At 65.3% G+C, this 18,423-nt stretch carries 11 protein-coding genes and 2 rRNA genes; 8 read left to right on the top strand and 5 right to left on the bottom strand.

Features of this window, described 5'->3' with window-relative positions; all coding sequences use genetic code 11:
* The first annotated feature begins 529 nt into the window (after positions 1–529).
* The 6 genes from FFF93_RS15915 (at position 530) to FFF93_RS15890 (ending at position 9,936) form a co-directional block, all read left to right on the top strand.
* A 23S ribosomal RNA gene (locus tag FFF93_RS15915) occupies positions 530–3,653 on the top strand.
* A 247-nt stretch (positions 3,654–3,900) separates the two neighbouring features.
* A 5S ribosomal RNA gene (rrf, locus tag FFF93_RS15910) occupies positions 3,901–4,017 on the top strand.
* Positions 4,018–4,369: 352 nt separating this feature from the next.
* Positions 4,370–4,657 carry an HU family DNA-binding protein gene (locus FFF93_RS15905; protein ID WP_011776355.1) on the top strand — a complete coding sequence of 96 codons (288 nt, stop codon included), beginning with the start codon at positions 4,370–4,372 and terminating at the stop codon, positions 4,655–4,657.
* A gap of 109 nt (positions 4,658–4,766) precedes the next feature.
* The gene (locus tag FFF93_RS15900) at positions 4,767–6,929 is read left to right on the top strand and encodes a cytochrome c oxidase assembly protein (protein WP_138768061.1); all 2,163 of its coding nucleotides are present in this window, start codon (positions 4,767–4,769) and stop codon (positions 6,927–6,929) included.
* Complete coding sequence (locus FFF93_RS15895) at positions 6,929–8,911, top strand: NHL domain-containing thioredoxin family protein (protein ID WP_138768062.1); 1,983 nt, start codon at positions 6,929–6,931, stop codon at positions 8,909–8,911. Before FFF93_RS15900 ends, FFF93_RS15895 begins: the two co-directional genes overlap by 1 nt.
* A 458-nt stretch (positions 8,912–9,369) precedes the next feature.
* Positions 9,370–9,936, top strand: coding sequence for an endonuclease domain-containing protein (locus FFF93_RS15890; RefSeq protein WP_261375193.1), 567 nt, complete (start codon positions 9,370–9,372; stop codon positions 9,934–9,936).
* 153 nt (positions 9,937–10,089) lie between these two features.
* Here the strand turns inward: FFF93_RS15890 and FFF93_RS15885 are convergent, their stop codons facing one another.
* The 4 genes from FFF93_RS15885 to FFF93_RS15870 all read right to left on the bottom strand — a co-directional run bounded on the left by FFF93_RS15885 (position 10,090) and on the right by FFF93_RS15870 (position 14,589).
* A complete protein-coding gene (locus FFF93_RS15885; protein WP_138768064.1) occupies positions 10,090–11,082 on the bottom strand; it encodes a hypothetical protein in 993 nt (330 codons plus the stop codon).
* Between the two features lie 106 nt (positions 11,083–11,188).
* On the bottom strand, positions 11,189–12,886 hold the full coding sequence (locus FFF93_RS15880) for a helicase HerA-like domain-containing protein (RefSeq protein ID WP_138768065.1): 1,698 nt from the start codon (positions 12,884–12,886) through the stop codon (positions 11,189–11,191).
* Between the two features lie 72 nt (positions 12,887–12,958).
* Positions 12,959–13,660 carry a type 1 glutamine amidotransferase domain-containing protein gene (locus tag FFF93_RS15875; RefSeq protein WP_138768066.1) on the bottom strand — a complete coding sequence of 234 codons (702 nt, stop codon included), beginning with the start codon at positions 13,658–13,660 and terminating at the stop codon, positions 12,959–12,961.
* A gap of 59 nt (positions 13,661–13,719) precedes the next feature.
* Positions 13,720–14,589 carry an aldo/keto reductase gene (locus tag FFF93_RS15870; protein WP_138768067.1) on the bottom strand — a complete coding sequence of 290 codons (870 nt, stop codon included), beginning with the start codon at positions 14,587–14,589 and terminating at the stop codon, positions 13,720–13,722.
* Positions 14,590–14,767: 178 nt separating this feature from the next.
* On the opposite strand from FFF93_RS15870, the gene FFF93_RS15865 reads away from it, so the two are divergent.
* Together FFF93_RS15865 and FFF93_RS15860 are read left to right on the top strand one after the other, a co-directional pair.
* The gene (locus FFF93_RS15865) at positions 14,768–15,772 is read left to right on the top strand and encodes an LLM class flavin-dependent oxidoreductase (protein WP_138768068.1); all 1,005 of its coding nucleotides are present in this window, start codon (positions 14,768–14,770) and stop codon (positions 15,770–15,772) included.
* A gap of 89 nt (positions 15,773–15,861) precedes the next feature.
* A complete protein-coding gene (locus tag FFF93_RS15860; protein WP_138768069.1) occupies positions 15,862–17,199 on the top strand; it encodes a hypothetical protein in 1,338 nt (445 codons plus the stop codon).
* A 25-nt stretch (positions 17,200–17,224) separates the two neighbouring features.
* Here FFF93_RS15860 and FFF93_RS15855 read toward each other — a convergent pair whose 3' ends face one another.
* Entirely contained in the window at positions 17,225–18,349 is a 1,125-nt protein-coding gene (locus tag FFF93_RS15855) for a DUF1524 domain-containing protein (protein ID WP_261375192.1), read from the bottom strand.
* Between the last annotated feature and the right edge of the window lie 74 nt (positions 18,350–18,423).

The raw sequence follows: 18,423 nt of genomic DNA, 5'->3' as shown, positions 1-18,423 counted from the left end.
AGCACCTACAACAACCTCACCCCGTGTATGCGGGTGTGGTGGTGTTGTCAGGAGTACGCCCGTTGCGCAGACGATTGTTCTGCGGCGGGTGCTCACGGGTGGAATATCAACAAATAGCGGCCGCCGGTTTCCTGCCGGCACCCAGTACGGATGCTGTTCCCTCTTGAGGGGGCGTGTCCTGGAACGGTGCGGACGGGGGATAAGCGGTTTAGTGTTTGGCACACTGTTGGGTCCTGAGACAACAGGACCATGGCCTGTGGCCTGGGTGTTCTCCTTTGGGAGGGTGTCCGGGGTGCGGGGTGTGGGACTTGTGTTTCTGGTTTCCCGGCTGCAGCGAGCACACGGTTTGCCCTTTTGTGGGTGCGTGTGGGGTGTGTGGTACGGGGTTGTTGTTTGAGAACTACATAGTGGACGCGAGCATCTTTTATAAGAAGCAATTTCCAAGAATATGAACCTGGATCTGTCCTTGCGCCTTTGGGTGTGGGGGTGGTTTTCATGGTTCTCTCGAAATTACTCCTTGATCTTTTGTGGTCAAGTTTTTAAGAGCACACGGTGGATGCCTTGGCATTAGGAGCCGAAGAAGGACGTAGGAATCTGCGATAAGCCTGGGGGAGTCGATAACCGGACTGTGATCCCAGGGTGTCCGAATGGGGAAACCCCGCCAGACGCGCGAGTGATCTGGTGACCCGCATCTGAACACATAGGGTGCGTGGAGGGAACGCGGGGAAGTGAAACATCTCAGTACCCGCAGGAAGAGAAAACAATAGTGATTCCGTCAGTAGTGGCGAGCGAACGCGGATCAGGCTAAACCGTTCCATGTGTGATAGCCGGCGGGCGTTGCATGGTCGGGGTTGTGGGACTTTCCGTTCTGTCTCTGCCGGGACAGTGGGGTGAGAGCATGTGCATAGGTGAACGGTCTTGAAAGGCCGGCCAGAGAGGGTGTGAGCCCCGTAACCGAAATGTAGTGTGCCGCCTGGGAAGTATCCCAAGTAGCACGGGGCCCGAGAAATCCCGTGCGAATCTGTCAGGACCACCTGATAAGCCTAAATACTCCCTAATGACCGATAGCGGACCAGTACCGTGAGGGAAAGGTGAAAAGTACCCCGGGAGGGGAGTGAAACAGTACCTGAAACCGTGTGCTTACAATCCGTCGGAGCAGCCTTGTAGTTGTGACGGCGTGCCTTTTGAAGAATGAGCCTGCGAGTTAGTGTTACGTCGCGAGGTTAACCCGTGTGGGGAAGCCGTAGCGAAAGCGAGTCTGAACAGGGCGTTGCAGTGGCGTGATCTAGACCCGAAGCGAAGTGATCTACCCATGGCCAGGTTGAAGCGACGGTAAGACGTCGTGGAGGACCGAACCCACTTCAGTTGAAAATGGAGGGGATGAGCTGTGGGTAGGGGTGAAAGGCCAATCAAACTTCGTGATAGCTGGTTCTCCCCGAAATGCATTTAGGTGCAGCGTTGCGTGTTTCTTACCGGAGGTAGAGCTACTGGATGGCTAATGGGCCCTACAAGGTTACTGACGTCAGCCAAACTCCGAATGCCGGTAAGTGAGAGCGCAGCAGTGAGACTGTGGGGGATAAGCTTCATAGTCGAGAGGGAAACAGCCCAGACCACCAACTAAGGCCCCTAAGCGTGTGCTAAGTGGGAAAGGATGTGGAGTTGCGAAGACAACCAGGAGGTTGGCTTAGAAGCAGCCATCCTTAAAAGAGTGCGTAATAGCTCACTGGTCAAGTGATTCCGCGCCGACAATGTAGCGGGGCTCAAGTACACCGCCGAAGTTGTGGCATTCAGATATTAGCTAAGCCCTTGTGGTTCAGGCGTCTGGATGGGTAGGGGAGCGTCGTGTGGGCAGTGAAGTCGCGGTGGAAACCAGCGGTGGAGCCTACACGAGTGAGAATGCAGGCATGAGTAGCGAAAGACGGGTGAGAAACCCGTCCGCCGAATGATCAAGGGTTCCAGGGTCAAGCTAATCTGCCCTGGGTAAGTCGGGACCTAAGGCGAGGCCGACAGGCGTAGTCGATGGACAACGGGTTGATATTCCCGTACCGGCGAAAAACCGCCCATGCTGAACAGGGGATACTAACCGCCCGAGACCTGCCCGATCACCCTTGTGGTGTGAGGGTTTTGGTGGAGCGCGGGACCTGATCCTGGGAGGCAAGCGTATTAACAGGTGTGACGCAGGAAGGTAGCCGAGCCGGGCGATGGTTGTCCCGGTCTAAGGATGTAGGGCGAACGGTAGGCAAATCCGCCGTTCATGATGCCTGAGACCCGACGGGACCCCCGTATGGGGGGATTCGGTGATCCTATGCTGCCTAGAAAAGCATCGACGCGAGGTTTTAGCCGCCCGTACCCCAAACCGACACAGGTGATCAGGTAGAGAATACTAAGGCGATCGAGAGAATTATGGTTAAGGAACTCGGCAAAATGCCCCCGTAACTTCGGGAGAAGGGGGGCCCCTATCGTGATGGACACTAGCTGTCCGGAGCGTGCAGGGGCCGCAGAGACCAGGGGGAAGCGACTGTTTACTAAAAACACAGGTCCGTGCGAAGTCGCAAGACGATGTATACGGACTGACTCCTGCCCGGTGCTGGAAGGTTAAGAGGACCGGTTAGCCGCAAGGCGAAGCTGAGAATTTAAGCCCCAGTAAACGGCGGTGGTAACTATAACCATCCTAAGGTAGCGAAATTCCTTGTCGGGTAAGTTCCGACCTGCACGAATGGAGTAACGACTTCCCCGCTGTCTCAACCATAAACTCGGCGAAATTGCAGTACGAGTAAAGATGCTCGTTACGCGCAGCAGGACGGAAAGACCCCGAGACCTTTACTATAGTTTGGTATTGGTGTTCGGAGTGGCTTGTGTAGGATAGGTGGGAGACGTTGAAGCCCGGACGCCAGTTCGGGTGGAGTCATCGTTGAAATACCACTCTGGTCACTTTGGACATCTAACTTCGGCCCGTAATCCGGGTCAGGGACAGTGCCTGATGGGTAGTTTAACTGGGGCGGTTGCCTCCTAAAAAGTAACGGAGGCGCCCAAAGGTTCCCTCAGCCTGGTTGGCAATCAGGTGTCGAGTGTAAGTGCACAAGGGAGCTTGACTGTGAGAGAGACATCTCGAGCAGGGACGAAAGTCGGGACTAGTGATCCGGCGGTACATTGTGGAATGGCCGTCGCTCAACGGATAAAAGGTACCTCGGGGATAACAGGCTGATCTTGCCCAAGAGTCCATATCGACGGCATGGTTTGGCACCTCGATGTCGGCTCGTCGCATCCTGGGGCTGGAGTAGGTCCCAAGGGTTGGGCTGTTCGCCCATTAAAGCGGTACGCGAGCTGGGTTTAGAACGTCGTGAGACAGTTCGGTCCCTATCCGCTGCGCGCGCAGGAAATTTGAGAAGGGCTGTCCTTAGTACGAGAGGACCGGGACGGACGAACCTCTGGTGTGTCAGTTGTACTGCCAAGTGCACCGCTGATTAGCTACGTTCGGATGGGATAACCGCTGAAAGCATCTAAGCGGGAAGCTCGCTTCGAGATGAGATTTCCATACACCTTGTGTGTGAGAGGCCCCCAGCCAGACCACTGGGTTGATAGGCCGGATGTGGAAGCGAGGACTAACGACTCGTGAAGCTGACCGGTACTAATAGGCCGATAACTTACACCACACACCCCCTTCCGTGAACGGATTCAAAAGACGTTCACACCATGGAAGAGGGTACAAAGAAACAAGACTGCTTGCGTCCACTATGTGGTTCCCAAACAACAAACCCGTCACCAGACGAAACGTTGCACAGGAACCGACAACAAAATAACAACACCACAACTGCAGGTCACTGCAGGAAACATGTTGTAACCACCAGATTTCCCACCCAGGGGCGGCTTTCACAGCCCCCAAGGGCGCGGACACAGGGTTACGGCGGTCATAGCGTGGGGGAAACGCCCGGTCCCATTCCGAACCCGGAAGCTAAGACCCACAGCGCCGATGGTACTGCACCCGGGAGGGTGTGGGAGAGTAGGTCACCGCCGGACATACATTAGGTCGAGAGCCTCCAACCACCAGGTTGGAGGCTCTCCCCCTTTAACCACTAAAACCACCCAGCGCCGGCACGGCGGACGGCCCGTCGCCCCGGCTGGCGACAGCCGTAACCGGCCCCGCGGAAGGCCTGTCGACCCGGCTGGCGCCCACAGGGGCGTCGCAGCTTCCGCTAACGGCTGAAAAGCGGCGCCGAAAGCCCTCGAAACCCGGAAATTTTCCCAAAAAAGGGCGAAAACACGCGGAATTTGCCACCTCGGGGGCGGCAAGCTGGTAAGTTTTCGAAGAGTGGCCTGCACGCATGCCGCGTGCAGGCTTCAGAAATTAGAACCGTCCAGGAGGACATAAATGGCTAAGAACCGTAGTGAACTTGTTGCAGAGGTAGCTGGCAAGGCCGGCACCAGCCAGGCAGCCGTCAACTCCGTGCTCGATGCACTGTTCGAGGTTTTCGAGACCTCTGTCGCCGCGGGCGAAAAGATCACCATCCCGGGCTGGCTCGCCGTCGAGCGCACCGACCGTGCAGCCCGCACCGGCCGCAACCCGCAGACCGGCGAGACCATCCAGATTGCCGCTGGCCACAGCGTCAAGCTGACCGCCGGCTCCAAGCTGAAGGCTGCAGTCGCCAAGAAGAAGTAGTCTTCTTCGAGCGCTTGAAAGGAGCGGCAACCTGCGGGTTGCCGCTCCTTTTGCGTTAACCCCGTTGCTCGGATTCGGTGCCCGGGCGGCCGTAGCGGACAATGGAGTTGTGCCTTCCGCAGCAAAACCCCGAACTACAGCAGCGCCTTCCCCAACCGGGGGAGCGTTTGGCTCCGGTGCCGGAGCGCGCGGGATTGGCCGCCCCTGGCAGCTCGCCGGCCTGGCCGCAGTATTCGTCGGCCTGACCGCTGCGTTGCTCTTCTCCGGCGCCGCCGGTGCCCGTTCGGTCTCCGACCCCGGGGCGCTGGTCCGCTGGGGCCTCCCGGTCAGCAAGGCGCTTCACAACGTCGCTCTGGCCACGGTGATTGGCGGCCTGATGTTCGCCGTTGGCATCCTGCCCAGGAACCTCAGCGGAGCCCGGTCCAAGGATAAGGACACCGCGGAACATCCCGCATTCACCCGCGCGCTGGCAGTCGCAGCCGTCGCCGGCGCCGTCTGGACCCTCTCCGCTGTCGGGGTGCTGGTCTTCAGCTACTCGGACATCGCGGGGCAGACGATCTCGGGCGACCCCGAATTCACCAGGTCCCTCGTCTACTTCATGACCGACATCGAGACCGGGCGCGCCTGGTTGACCGTCGTCGTCATCGCCGCCGTCGTCACCACGGCACTGTTCGGCGTCCGGACGCGCGGAGGGTTAGCGCTCACCCTCGTCCTCTCGCTGGTCGGCCTGGCCCCGGCGGCCCTCATCGGGCACTCGTCCAGCTCGAACGACCATGAGGGCGCCATCAACTCCCTTGGCCTGCACCTCGTCGGCGTCTCGGCCTGGCTGGGAGGCATCATTGTCCTGACCCTCCTCTCCGGCATCCTGTCCGCCCCCTCGGGGCAGGCGGCAGTCTCCGGTCCGGGCAAAGCCGACATCACCGAGCCCACCCTCCGCCGGTTCTCCGCGGTGGCCGGATTCGCCTTCGCCTTGGTCTTCGCCTCCGGCGTGATCAACGCCAGCATCAGGGTCCACAGCTGGGCTGACCTCTTCGGGTCCACGTACGGGCAGCTCATCGTGGCCAAAGCGTCGGCCACGCTGGTCCTTGGCGGCGTCGGGTTCATGCACCGGCGCTGGGTTATCCCGCAGCTGGGCGTGAAGGGAGCCGGTCTCTCCGCCCGCCGCGTGCTCTGGCAGCTGGTACTCGTGGAGCTTCTCGTGATGGGGGCGACCTCGGGGATCGCCGTCGCGCTTGGCCGCTCTGCCCCGCCGCAGGGCGAGGCACTTGTCCAGAACGCCTCGCCCGCCTTCATCCTCTCCGGCTATGAACTGCCTCCGGAGCTGACGCCGCAACGCTGGCTCACCGAGTGGCGGTTCGACTGGCTCTGGGTCGCCGTCGCGGTCTTCGGCCTGGTGTCCTACGTGCTCGGGATCCGCAAGGTGCGCCAGCGCGGCGACTCCTGGTCCTGGTTCCGGACCGTTAACTGGGTGATCGGCCTGGCGGTCCTCACCTACGTGACGTCCGGGCCGCCGTCGGTCTACGGCCGGGTGCTGTTCTCGGCGCACATGGTGGACCACATGGCGCTCACCATGGTGACCCCCATCTTCCTGGTCCTGGGTGCGCCCGTCACACTGGCGCTGCGGGCACTGACCGCGAGGCGGGACAGCTCCCGCGGGCCACGGGAGTGGCTGCTGATCTTCGTGCATTCGAAGTTCTCGCAGCTGGTCACGCACCCCCTGTTCGCCGCGGCGAACTTTGCCGGTTCGATTGTGCTGTTCTACTACTCGGACGCCTTCGGTTACGCCATGCGCGACCACGTGGGCCACGAACTGATGAACCTGCACTTCGCGCTGACGGGGTACATCTTTGTGCTGACCATGATCGGCACCGACCCCCTGCCCCGGCGGGCGCCCTACCCGATGCGGTTGCTGCTGTTGCTGGCGACCATGGGCTTCCACGCATTCTTCGGCGTCGCCATCATGGGCGGCACCGGTCTGCTGGCAGCCGACTACTTCGGGAATCTGGGCCGCACCTGGGGTCCCTCGGCCCTGTTGGACCAGCAGATGGGCGGCGCGGTGGCTTGGGGGATCGGCGAAGTGCCCACCCTGCTGGTGGCAATCGGCGTCGCGGTCATGTGGTCCCGCTCCGACGCCCGTGAGTCCAAGCGCACCGACCGCGCGGCGGACAGGAATAACGACGCCGATCTCACCGCTTACAACGATATGTTTGCCCAGCTCGCAGAACGCGACGCGAAGCTGGCAGAACGCAATTCAAAGCTGGAAGGACGCTGATGAGCGAAACCGTACGCACCCACCTCCGGGTCCGGGCCTCCGAACTCGTGGGCCGCGGCTGGCTGAACACCGGCGGCAAATCCCTGGACCTCGAATCCCTGCGCGGCAAGATCGTGCTGCTGGACTTCTGGACCTTCTGCTGCATCAACTGCCTGCACGTCCTGGATGAACTCCGCCCGCTCGAACAGCAGTACTCCGACGTCCTCGTGACCGTGGGGGTGCACTCGCCGAAGTTCGAGCACGAAGCAGACCCCGTGGCCCTGGCCGCCGCCGTCGAACGCTACGAAATCCGCCACCCGGTCCTGGACGACCCGGAACTGGAGACCTGGAAGGCCTACACCGCCCGCGCCTGGCCCACCCTGGTGGTCATCGACCCCGAGGGCTACATCGTGGCGCACCTCTCCGGCGAGGGCCACGCGGACGGCCTGGCCGTGCTGATCCCCGAGCTGATCGCCGAACATGAGGCCAAGGGCACCCTGCACCGCGGCGACGGTCCCTACGTGGCTCCGGAGCCGACGTCGGGCACGCTGCGGTTCCCGGGCAAGGCGCTGTACCTGCCGGCCGGACGCGGCAGCTCGGTCGCCGCCGGGGACGCCGAGCCGCAGGACGCCGCCGGAACCTGGCTGGTCACCGACACCGGCCACCACCGGCTGGTGGAGCTCGCCACCGACTTCGAGACAGTGTTGGGCACCTACGGTTCGGGCGAGAAGGGCTACGCCGACGGCGGCGCCGCCGACGCCCGCTTCAATGAACCCCAGGGCCTGGTGCTGCTTCCGGAGGACGTGGCCGCGAAGGCCGGCTACGACGTCGTCATTGCCGACTCGGTCAACCACCGGCTCCGCGGGCTCTCCCTCACGGACGGCACCGCCACCACGCTCGCCGGCAACGGCGTGCAGCGGCTGCTCGAAACCGGGCCGGCCCGCGTGGACGAGGAAGGCGCCGCCTACGGTGCCCGGCTGGAAGCGGACCCGCTGCAGGTCTCGCTGAGCTCACCATGGGACGTCGTCTGGTCCAGCAAGCTCAACGCCGTCGTGGTGGCGATGGCCGGGGTGCACCAGATCTTCAGTTTCGACCCGGTCACGGGAGCGGTGTCCATCGTCGCAGGCAACGGCCTCGAGGGCCTGCTCGACGGACCGGCCGCGGAGGCTTGGTTCGCGCAGTCCTCCGGCCTCGCCGAGGACGCGGATGGCAACATTTGGGTCGCAGACTCCGAGACCTCGGCCCTGCGCAAACTCGTCATCACGGACGACGGCGCCATCACGGTCGAATCGGCCGTGGGCAAGGGACTGTTCGACTTCGGCTTCCGGGACGGCCCGGCGGCCGAGGCCCGTCTCCAGCACCCGCTGGGCGTGACGGTGCTGCCGGACGGTTCGGTGGCGATCGCGGACACCTATAACGGCGCCGTGCGCCGCTACGACCCCGCCACGGGGACGGTCTCCACGCTCGCCCGCGGGCTGTCCGAACCCTCGGACGTGATTGTGGACCACACCCGGGTGGCTGGCGCCGAGCCGCTGCTGGTGGTGGTCGAGGCGAACAAGCACCAGCTCGTCTATGTGCCGATCCCCAAGGAAGCGCAGCAGGTAGACGAGGGCGCCGTGCAGACGCACCGGCCCAAGAGCCCGGTGGCGCCCGGGCTGCTGTCCCTGGCGGTCCGTTTCACCGCCCCGACCGGGCAGAAGCTGGACGACCGCTGGGGCGACCCCACGCAGTTGAAGATCTCCTCCACTCCGCCGGAACTGCTGGTGGCCGGGGGCGGGACCTCCGTGGGATTGCTCCGCACCCTGGAGCTCTCGTCCGATGTCCCCGAGGGCGTGCTGCACATTACCGCCCGCGCCGCGGCCTGCGACGGCCCGGAAACCGAGGACGGCGAAATCCCCGACCACGCGGCCTGCCACCTGTACCAGCAGGACTGGGGCATCCCGGTGCTCCTGCAGGCCGATGGGGACACCGAGCTGGTCCTTGACCTGCGCGGTATGGACTGAGCCGTCCCACGTCTTAGGGCTGCTGTCCGTGGCTTGCGTGTCACGGACAGCAGCCTTTTGCGCGCCCCGGGGCACAGCCGCCTTGGTTTCCCGAGGGAGTACGGCGTTGGCAAGGGCAAAAGACTGCGGTGAATGACGCCGGGATGTCCACATAGCGCTTCCGGGGTCCACCGCACCATCGCGGCAGCCGGGAACCTTGCCCTATGGATGTCTTCACGGCTTTGAGCTTCTGCGGCGGCGCGGCGCGGCGGCCGGCATTGACCGGTCTGGGAATCGCCGACGCTGAGCTGCGGCGAGCGGTGAGGGCCGGGGTTCTCCAGCCGGTTCGCGGGCTGTACGCTCTCCCCTCCGCCCCTGCCGATTATGTCTCGCTGCTCCAGCGGAGGCAGCTGCTCACCTGTGTCAGCGCGGCCCCATTTTATGGACTGTGGGCTATCGGCCCTGTCGGGTCCAACCATGTGCACCACCGCCGCGGCGAGACCGTCGCCGGGGAGACACCCCATGGCGGCCTGCTCTTTGACCCACAACCGCACCGGCCGGTTGCGGCCTTGGGCGATGTCCTGATTCACGCTCTGCGCTGCCTCCCGTTCAGGGAGTCCCTGGTCATGGTCGAATGCGCCGTGGGCCGGGGCGAGATGACGGTGGACTTCCTGCGGCAGAGGCTGCCGGGACGGCGTAACGGTAGGGCCCGCCACGTCCTTGAATGGGTGGACCGCGGGGCCGAGTCCCTGCTGGAGACCTTGGCCCGGACATGCTTCCGCCAGGCCGGAATCACGGTGGAGCCCCAGGTCTATATTGACGGCGTCGGATATGTGGACCTTCTCCTCGAGGGCAGACTCATCGTTGAACTGGACGGCCGCCACCACAGCGACTGGGCCCAGCTTAAAAAGGACCAACGCCGCAACAACGTGTCCGTTGTCCGTGGCTATTCGGTGCTCCGCTACTACTACGACGACGTCGTGCACCGCCCCGCGCGGATGATGGCCGAAGTTTCGGCAGTCCTGGCGGGCCGACCGCGCGCGTGAGGCGTCACGCCGGACAAGTTCTTCGGCTTCCGACACGAAGGGCTCCGCGCAATGTCGGGCACCGCCGGGCGCCGCTGCCGCAAAAGACTGCCCGGTGTGACGGCTGGGTGTGACGACCTGGCCGGCACCGCGACAGCCTGGGCTGCAGCGGCCCTAGTTGCTGAGCTGCGGGGTGAGCTTGACCGTGTCGCCGTCGATGTCCAGGCGGGTCGTGAAGCTGAAGTCGTGGACCGCATTGAGTTCGGTGACCGCACCGGTGAAGAGGTCCGTCTGCCGTGCCTTGATCCGAGCCTTGCCGTCCAGCGGCGCGACCACCCAACGGCCGCCGAAGGGCTCAATCTTCACCACGGGGTAGTCGGTGATGCTCCAGTCGATGGTTCCGTCCGCTACCCGGTTGTTGGTGATGTGGTAGAACGGGCAGTCCGGCTGAAGCTGCTGCTTCTTGTCCGCCTGGTCGGCGCAGTCGTCGAGGAACTGCTTGACCTTGGCGCTGACGGCGTCCTTGAGGCCGTCGGTGGCCTGGGTCAGCAGATTCAGCGGCGCCGGGGGTGTGTCCCGGCCGGAAAGGATTGCCCGGGTCGCGGGGGCCGCGAAGAACTGGCCGTTCAGTGAGGCCTCATATTCGCCCGGGTAGAACACGGCGAAGGTGTTGCGGCCGTTGGGCATGTTTACGGGAACCCCGTTAAGAGAGGCCTGGTTCGAGTTCACCACGGTGACGCTCAGGGTTGGCAGCTCCGCCGGGACGAAAGACCAGTCGTGGAAGAAGAGCCACTGGGTGCCGGAGCGTTGCAGCAGGAACTCGGTGCGCAACTGGCTCCCGTCGATGCTGTAGTCCACCGGGACCATGACCTGGTCCCCGCCCCGGTCTTCAGCGTCGCCGAATTTCACCCCGGAGATCTTCGCGGCCGCGGTCTTCAGCGCTTCGCCGTCCAGCATTGCAGGGTTGCTTTGCGGCACCCGGGCCTGCAGGAGGCCCAGGGCCTTCTCGCCTTCGCCCTTCTGCAGCGCGGCCAGATACTCGCGTACCGGCTGCTGCGGGCTGGCGATGGAGTCGTTCACCAGGTTGATGGCGACGACGGCGCCGGCCACGGCGAGCATCAGGCCCATCAGCCACCCGGCTGCGATCCTGACCAACGCCTGACTCATTTGCACGTCCCTTACGTTACCTGTACGCCCGCTGAATACACGTGTCCCAGGAGTCACGTGTGACGCGCACCATCACCTCCGGGCGGACACGGCTGCCTCAGCGCTCCTAGCGCCGACGGCGCCGGGAGGCGGTTCCGAAGACACCGCGCAGCAGTTCCCGGCCGAGCTGGGTACCGAGTGAGCGAGCCATGCTTTTGAGCCCGCCGCCGAGGGCGCCACCCAGCGCCCCGGCGAGATCTCCGGCCATTCCGCCGCCGGATTCCTGCTGCTGCTGTGACCGCCGCTGCGGTGCGCGTTCCGGTTCGGGCGCCGGCGCCGGACGGCTGCTGGGCCGGCCGAGGATTTCTTCCTCGATCCGGCGGGCATCGGCGTCGACGGCGTTGGGGTCCAGACCGGCGCCCGAGCTGGCTTCCGCCCCGGAGCCGCCGGCAGCGGGGCCGGTGGACGCGGCGGCCCGGCCGGCCAGCTTCTCGTAGGCGGAGATGTTGTCCACGGCCGTGCCGTACTTGGCGAGCAGGGCGGAGCCGGCCACGGTGCTGGCAATCAGGGCATTATCGCTCGGGCCCATCACGGACTCGGGAGCCCACAGCCGCGTCAGGGCCACCGGAGTCGGGGCGCCCTTCTCGTTCATGACGGTGATGACAGCCTCGCCAATTCCGGCCGAGGTGAGGGTTTCCTCAAGGTCGTAGTCGCTCATCGGGAAGGTGGAGACAGTCGCCTTGAGCGCCTTGGCATCCTCCGGGGTGAAGGCGCGCAGGGCGTGCTGCACCCGGTTGGCGAGCTGGCCAAGGACCTCCGCCGGCACGTCCTTCGGCGTCTGCGTGACGAAGAAGATACCCACGCCCTTGGAGCGGATCAGCCGAACGGTGGTGGTGATCGCGTCCAGGAAGGCCTTGGAGGCGTCGTTGAAGAGCAGGTGTGCCTCGTCCAGGAAGAACACGAGTTTGGGTTTGTCCAGGTCGCCGGCCTCGGGCAGGTCCTCGAACAGGTCGGCGAGCAGCCACATCAGGAAGGTGGAGAACAGCATCGGCTTGGTCTGCAGGGTGGGCAGTTCCAGGCAGGTCACGACGCCGCGGCCGTCCGGGGCAGTCCGCAGGAGTTCGGCGGTGTCGAACTCCGGTTCGCCGAAGAACTTTTCCATCCCCTGCGCCTCGAGCGTGACCAGTTCGCGGAGGATGACGCCGGCGGTGGACTTCGACAGGCCGCCCAGGTTCTCGAGTTCGTCCTTGCCCTCGTCCGAGGTCAGGAACTGGATGACCGCCCGCAGGTCCTTGAGGTCGATCAGCTCAAGGTCGTTTTTGTCCGCAAAGTGGAAGACCAGTTGCAGGCTGGACTCCTGGGTCTCATTGAGTTCCATCACCCGGGACAGCAGGATGGGGCCGAAGGAAGTGATGGTGGAGCGGACCGGGATACCGGCGCCGTCGCCGCCGAGGGCGAGGAATTCCACCGGGAACGTCTTGCCGGACCACGGCTGGCCGATGCTGTCGGTGCGGGCCTTGAGCTTCTCCGAGCCGGCGGCGGCTGTGGCGAGGCCGGAGAGGTCGCCCTTGATGTCCGCGAGGAAGACCGGTACACCGGCGGTGGAGAGCTGCTCCGCCATCATGTGCAGGGTCACGGTCTTGCCGGTGCCGGTCGCGCCGGCCACCAGCCCGTGCCGGTTCATCATGGACAACGGCAGCCGGACCGGCGCGTCCTTGTGGAGTTCGCCGTCGACAATCGCGGCTCCCAGCTCGATGGTGGGCCCCTCCAGGGTGTACCCCTTTTGGATGGTGGCGACTTTATCAGCAGTGGATTTCATGGCCATGCCGCTAGCTTAGCCGGGTCCGGCCGCCCGGACCCGGCATCAGCCTAGCTTTGTTGGGGCCTGCGGGCGGCGCTATTCAGCGAGGGCCTTCAGGACTTCCTGCGCCACGTCCTCGCTGGACTGCGGGTTCTGTCCGGTGATGAGGTTGCCGTCGCGGACCACGTGGGAGCCCCAGGCGCCCTCGTTTTCCACGACCGACCCCTTCTCCTTCAACGCGTCTTCGACGAACCAGGGCGTGTTCTCCCCGGTTCCGCCGCCCAGTTCCTCTTCATTCGTGAAGACGGTGAGGCGGCGCCCCGCGAAGGCGAAGTTTCCGGCGGCGTCGACGGCGCTCAGCAGGCCGGCGGGGCCGTGGCAGAAGGGCGCGATAACCTTGCCGGCCTTGTTGGCCTCGATCAGCAGCCGGCCGAGGTCCGCGTCCTCGAACAGGTCGGCCATGGGGCCGTGACCACCGGGCATCACGATCGCGTCGTACCCGGCCAGGTCGACGTCGGCCAGCACCAGCGGGGCGGAGAGTTCGGCGTCGATGTCGGCGAGGTACCGGCGGAAGCCGTCGGCGCGGTCCTGGCCGCCGGCGGAGTCGGCTGCCAGGCTGACCTCGTCCACGGTCGGCTTGGCGCCGCCGGGAGTGGCGATCTGGACGGTGTGGCCGGCGCCGCGCAGGGTCTGGTGCGAAACGACGAGCTCCTCGGCCCAGTATCCGGTGGGGTGCTTGCTGCCGTCGCGCATGGTGAGGGAATCTGCGGCGGATACGACCATCAGGATGTTAGCCATGTTGTGCTCCTGTTCTGCCGGCGCAAGGGCCGGGCAAGGGGTGGTGATGGGGGCGGGGTTTAGCGTGCGGCTTCGAGCTCCGCGAAGGTAGCGTCATCGAGGACGACGCTGCCGGCGGCAAGGTTCTCTTCGAGGTGCTTGACCGAGCCGGTGCCGGGGATCGGCATCATGGCGGGGGAGCGGCGAAGCAGCCAGGCGAGGGCCACCTGCGAGGTGGTGGCGCCCAGCCGGGTGGCGGCCTCGTCGAGCGGGCCGCCGGGCCGGGCGAGTTCGCCGGCCGAGATCGGAGCCCAGGGGATGAAGCCGATGCCGTTCTTCTCGGCGTAGTTCAAGACATCCTCCGAGCTGCGGTCCGTCAGGTTGTAGCGGTTCTGCACGGTGGAAACGGTGAAGTGGCGCCCGGCCTGCTCGAGTTCGGCCACACTGACCTGGGACAGGCCCAGCGCCTTGACCTTGCCTTCCTTCTGCAGGTCGCGGAGCACGCTGAACTGCTCCTCCGGGTCCACCTTGGGATCAATCCGGTGCAGCTGCAGCAGGTCCAGCGCGTCCACCTTGAGCTTGCGCAGGCTCAGCTCGGTCTGCTGGCGCAGGTACTCGGGACGGCCGACCGGCACCCATTCATTCGGGCCGGTGCGGGTGAACCCGACCTTGGTGGCGATCTTCAGACCGTCCCGGTAAGGGTGCAGGGCCTCCGCGAGGATCTCCTCGCTGATGTTGGGCCCGTAGGAATCGGCGGTGTCGATGAAGTCGACGCCGAGTTCGACGGCGCGGCGGACGACGGCTATGGCCGCGTGCCGGTCCGCGGGCTCGCCCCAGACCCCGTCGCCGACAATGCGCATGGCGCCGAAGCCCAGCCGGTGCACAGTTCCCAGGTCCTTCAAATCGATCGTTGCGGATAGTTCCGGATGCTGTGAGTTGTGGTGGCTCATAAGGTCGGCAACCCACTAAGGCTGCTGAGTATTCCTCCCGGGCAGTCCAGCCGGTGATTCCGGCCGCGCAGAAATAAGCCGGGCGCCGGCGTCGTTGGCATCAGTGTGCGTACGCCGGATCCCGGCGCGGCTGCCACCTCATCTAGACCATGCTCCGCAACGAAAGGCCGGCTTTTCCGTGACTGTTCCGCTTTCCATCCTTGACCTGGCAATCATCGGCAAGGGCCAGACGGCGGCAGAAAGCTTCGCCGGCAGCGTGGCCATGGCGCAGCGCGCCGAGGACCTGGGCTACCGCCGGATCTGGTACGCCGAGCACCACAACATGTCCTCCATCGCCTCCTCCGCGACCAGCGTCCTGATCGCCCACATTGCCGCGCAGACCAAGAGCATCCGGCTCGGGGCCGGCGGCGTCATGCTGCCCAACCACTCGCCGCTGACCATCGCCGAGCAGTTCGGCACGCTTGAGACCCTGCACCCGGGACGGATCGACCTGGGTCTGGGCCGCGCCCCCGGCAGCGACCAGAACACCATGCGTGCCTTGCGCCGCGATCCGATGAGCGCGGACAGTTTCCCGCAGGACGTTCTGGAACTGCAGGGCTACCTGACAGGCCCGACCCGCATCCCCGGCGTTGAGGCCACCCCGGGCAAGGGCACCAATGTGCCGCTCTACATCCTGGGGTCATCGCTCTTCGGCGCGAAGCTGGCGGCCCAGCTCGGACTGCCCTACGCCTTCGCCTCGCACTTCGCCCCGAACGCCCTGCAGGATGCCGTGGCCCTCTACCGCCGCGAATTCCGGCCCTCCGGGCAGCTGGGCGCCCCGCACGTGATTGCCGGCGTCAACGTGATCGCCGCGGATTCCGCCGCCGACGCCCAGGAAATGTTCCAGGCCACCAAACGGGCCCGGGTGTCGCTGTTCTTCGGCAACGGCCGCGTTTTCAGCGACGACGAAGCGGACATGATCCTGGACTCGCCGCAGGGCCAGCACATGGCGCAGATGATGAAGTACTCCGCCGTGGGCACCCCCGCTGCCGTGGTCGAATACCTGGAGGAGTTCACTGCGCACGCCGACGCCGACGAACTGATCGTCGCGCACCAGAGCGCCAGGGTGGAGGACAGGCTGCGGTCCGTGGAACTCCTCGCAGAGGCCGCCGGAATCGTTGACTTGGCCGCGGGGCGCCCCTAGCGTTAAGCCTGCCGCGGGCTGTATTTCGGCCGCCGGCCACAGCGCCGCTCGGCGGCCCCGGATTCATCTTCAGAAGTCCAGGTGTCACTATGAAGATCAAGTCCATAGCTGCACCCATGCTGGTGGTCCTCGTGCTGCTGGGAGGTTCCCTTGCGGGAAACTGGGCACCGGCGTCGGCTGCCGGGACCACCTATTTCCTCAGCGTGGACGGCAACGACGACAACGACGGAACCTCCCCCGGAACCCCCTGGCAATCGTTGCTGAAGGTCAACAACACGGTGCTGAAGGCGGGCGATTCCGTGAGCTTCCGGCGGGGCGACACCTGGACCGGCGGCGTCGTCATCAACCAGAGCGGCACGGCCGACGCCGCCATCACCCTGAACAGCTACGGCGCCGGGAGTGCGCCGACCGTCACCGGCGGCGAATCCGGCGGGCAGGGCGCGAACTGCGTCACGATCAACGGGAACTTCATCACGGTGGACGGCCTCCGAGCCCAGTCCTGCGGCTATGCCGGGTTCAGTGTCTCCGGTGACCACACCACCCTCAAGAACTCCACGGCGACCCACAACGCGGCGGGCATCAAGGTGGGCCAGGGCTCCGATTTCGGACACTACGTGAACAACAACCTGGCCGATAACGACGTCATGAACGTCAACACGCCCGGGGTCAACTGCGGCACGCCGCAGGCCGTCAACTGCAACGACGACTCGGGCGCCTTCGGTGTGCTGATCAACGGGAGCGACAACGAGTTCACCGGCAACACCGTCACCGGCTCAACCGCGAAGTCCTACGATTTTTCGATCGACGGCAGCGCCTTCGAAATCTTCAACGGGAGCCGGAACAGCATCCACCACAACGTGGCCGTGGACAACAACGTGTTCTCTGAGATCGGCCGTTCGCCGGGGGGCACCGCGGACGGCAACACCTACCGCTACAACCTGATCCGCGCGAGTTGCGGCGAAGACTGCTCTAAGGCCGGCGGGCTGATCGCGCGCGGGCCGAAGTCATCGTTCGGTCCGACGAACGGCACCGTCTTCGAATTCAACACCGTCTGGCTGGACGGCCCGGAGTCCCAGGCCGTGGTGTGCCACGCGGCGTGCCCCGCCTCAACAGTGATCCGGGGGAACATCCTTGTCGCCGTGCGGAATTCGCTCTGGATCGACGGCTCGGGCTGGACCGAGCAGGAAAACGTCTTGAACGGACCCAGCACTGTGGAGCCCAGCGGCACCTCCACCAGGGAGGCCGCCGACTTCGTGGACGCCCCGACCGACCTCCACCCAACCAGCCTGAGTCCCGCGATTGACCGCGCGGGCAGCAGTCCTTTCACCGTGGACCTGGACGGGCAGCCCGTCGCCCAGAACGGCGACTGCCAAGGCGACGCGGGGGCCGACGCCGGAGCCTACGAGTACCAGACGCCGGCCTGCTAGCAGTCGGAGTGCGGGCCCGCCGCGCCTACTCGCAGGCGATCCCGTCGCCGTCGCGGTCCAGTTTGCTGCTGTAGCCGGGCTGCCCGCGGCGGATGGGCGCAGCCCCGGCCGCACGCACTGCGGCGCAGTTGGCGTAATACACCGCAGCCGGTGCGGGTGCTGCCGGGACAATCGCCGGGGCCGGGGCCGGGGCCGGTGCGGCGGGCTCGGCGGGCGCAGCGGCCGGGGCGGCAGCGGCCGCCGGTGGCTGCTCGTTGGTGGGGGCCATGGCGTCCGGGCAGTCGGCCAAAATCCGGGCCATGGCGTCATGCTCTGCCTGGGTGACCCATAGCGCATAGCTGGCCTTGACCGAGATCTGCCGGGCCACGTACGCGCAGCGGTAGGACTTGTTCGCCGGCAGCCACGTGGCGGCGTCGCCGTCGCTCTTCTGCATGTTCGCGGGACCGTCCACGGCCAAGAGGTTGAGCGGGTCGTTGGCGAAGGCGAGGCGCTGGGCCGGGCTGAGCTGCTGCGCGCCCTTCTGCCAGGCGTCACTGAGCGCCACGACGTGGTCGATCTGGACGGCGCTGCTGGTGCTGTTGCCGCGGACGAAGTTGATCAGCTTGGCCGTGTAGGGGTCGTTCAGGGCGCCGGACAGAACCACGCAGTCGTGGGTTCCGGCCTTGAGCGCGACCGCCGTGAGGTCGCGGCGGAGCGTGTCGTTGCGGGTATCGCAGCCGTTGCGGTCGACGTCGGCCCAGGCCTGGCCGAACTGGTCGCGCGAGTAACCGGTCTTGGGCGCCCTGCCCTTAACGGGCAGGGTGGCGAGCACGTCGAGCGCCTTGCTGGCATACGCCGGCTGCTGACGCGGGGCCGAGGCTCCGGCCAGGCTGACAACCGGGGCCGTGTCCGGGTCCAGCGGGGCGCCGGCGTCGGCCGATGCGGTCGGCGTGGATGACGGTGTCGAGGTGGGCGCGGCCATGGCGACCGAGGCGCTGGGCCGCGCCGATTCGACGGCGGTCTTCTCCGCGGTCGGGGCGGGTCCGCCGCAGGCGGTGGATGAAACAAGCAGCACCCCTGCCACGCCGTAGGCGATCCAGTCCACGGCACCCCGACGGCGCGTGGTTCTCCTGCTGCCCGTCACAACGACTCCGGCTTCAAACGTGCGCACTCGTTCCCCCAATTCCAGCCTGCTACTTGGCCGGTTTCCGGCCTTTCACAGCCTACCGGGGCAGCCGCCGGAGC

It is taken from the genome of Arthrobacter sp. KBS0702 (assembly GCF_005937985.2).
Classification (GTDB): Bacteria; Actinomycetota; Actinomycetes; order Actinomycetales; family Micrococcaceae; genus Arthrobacter.
The sequence above is the reverse complement of the archived record's forward strand: the minus strand, read 5'-3'. Positions and strand labels throughout refer to the sequence as shown.

Bases quoted from the DNA above. Each gene is read 5' to 3' on its own strand.
- FFF93_RS15905 (WP_011776355.1), top strand. From the start codon at position 4,370: ATGGCTAAGAACCGTAGTGAACTTGTTGCAGAGGTAGCTGGCAAGGCC.
- FFF93_RS15895 (WP_138768062.1), top strand. From the start codon at position 6,929: ATGAGCGAAACCGTACGCACCCACCTCCGGGTCCGGGCCTCCGAACTC.
- FFF93_RS15885 (WP_138768064.1), bottom strand. From the start codon at position 11,082: ATGAGTCAGGCGTTGGTCAGGATCGCAGCCGGGTGGCTGATGGGCCTG.
- FFF93_RS15880 (WP_138768065.1), bottom strand. From the start codon at position 12,886: ATGGCCATGAAATCCACTGCTGATAAAGTCGCCACCATCCAAAAGGGG.
- FFF93_RS15875 (WP_138768066.1), bottom strand. From the start codon at position 13,660: ATGGCTAACATCCTGATGGTCGTATCCGCCGCAGATTCCCTCACCATG.
- FFF93_RS15870 (WP_138768067.1), bottom strand. From the start codon at position 14,589: ATGAGCCACCACAACTCACAGCATCCGGAACTATCCGCAACGATCGAT.
- FFF93_RS15860 (WP_138768069.1), top strand. From the start codon at position 15,862: ATGAAGATCAAGTCCATAGCTGCACCCATGCTGGTGGTCCTCGTGCTG.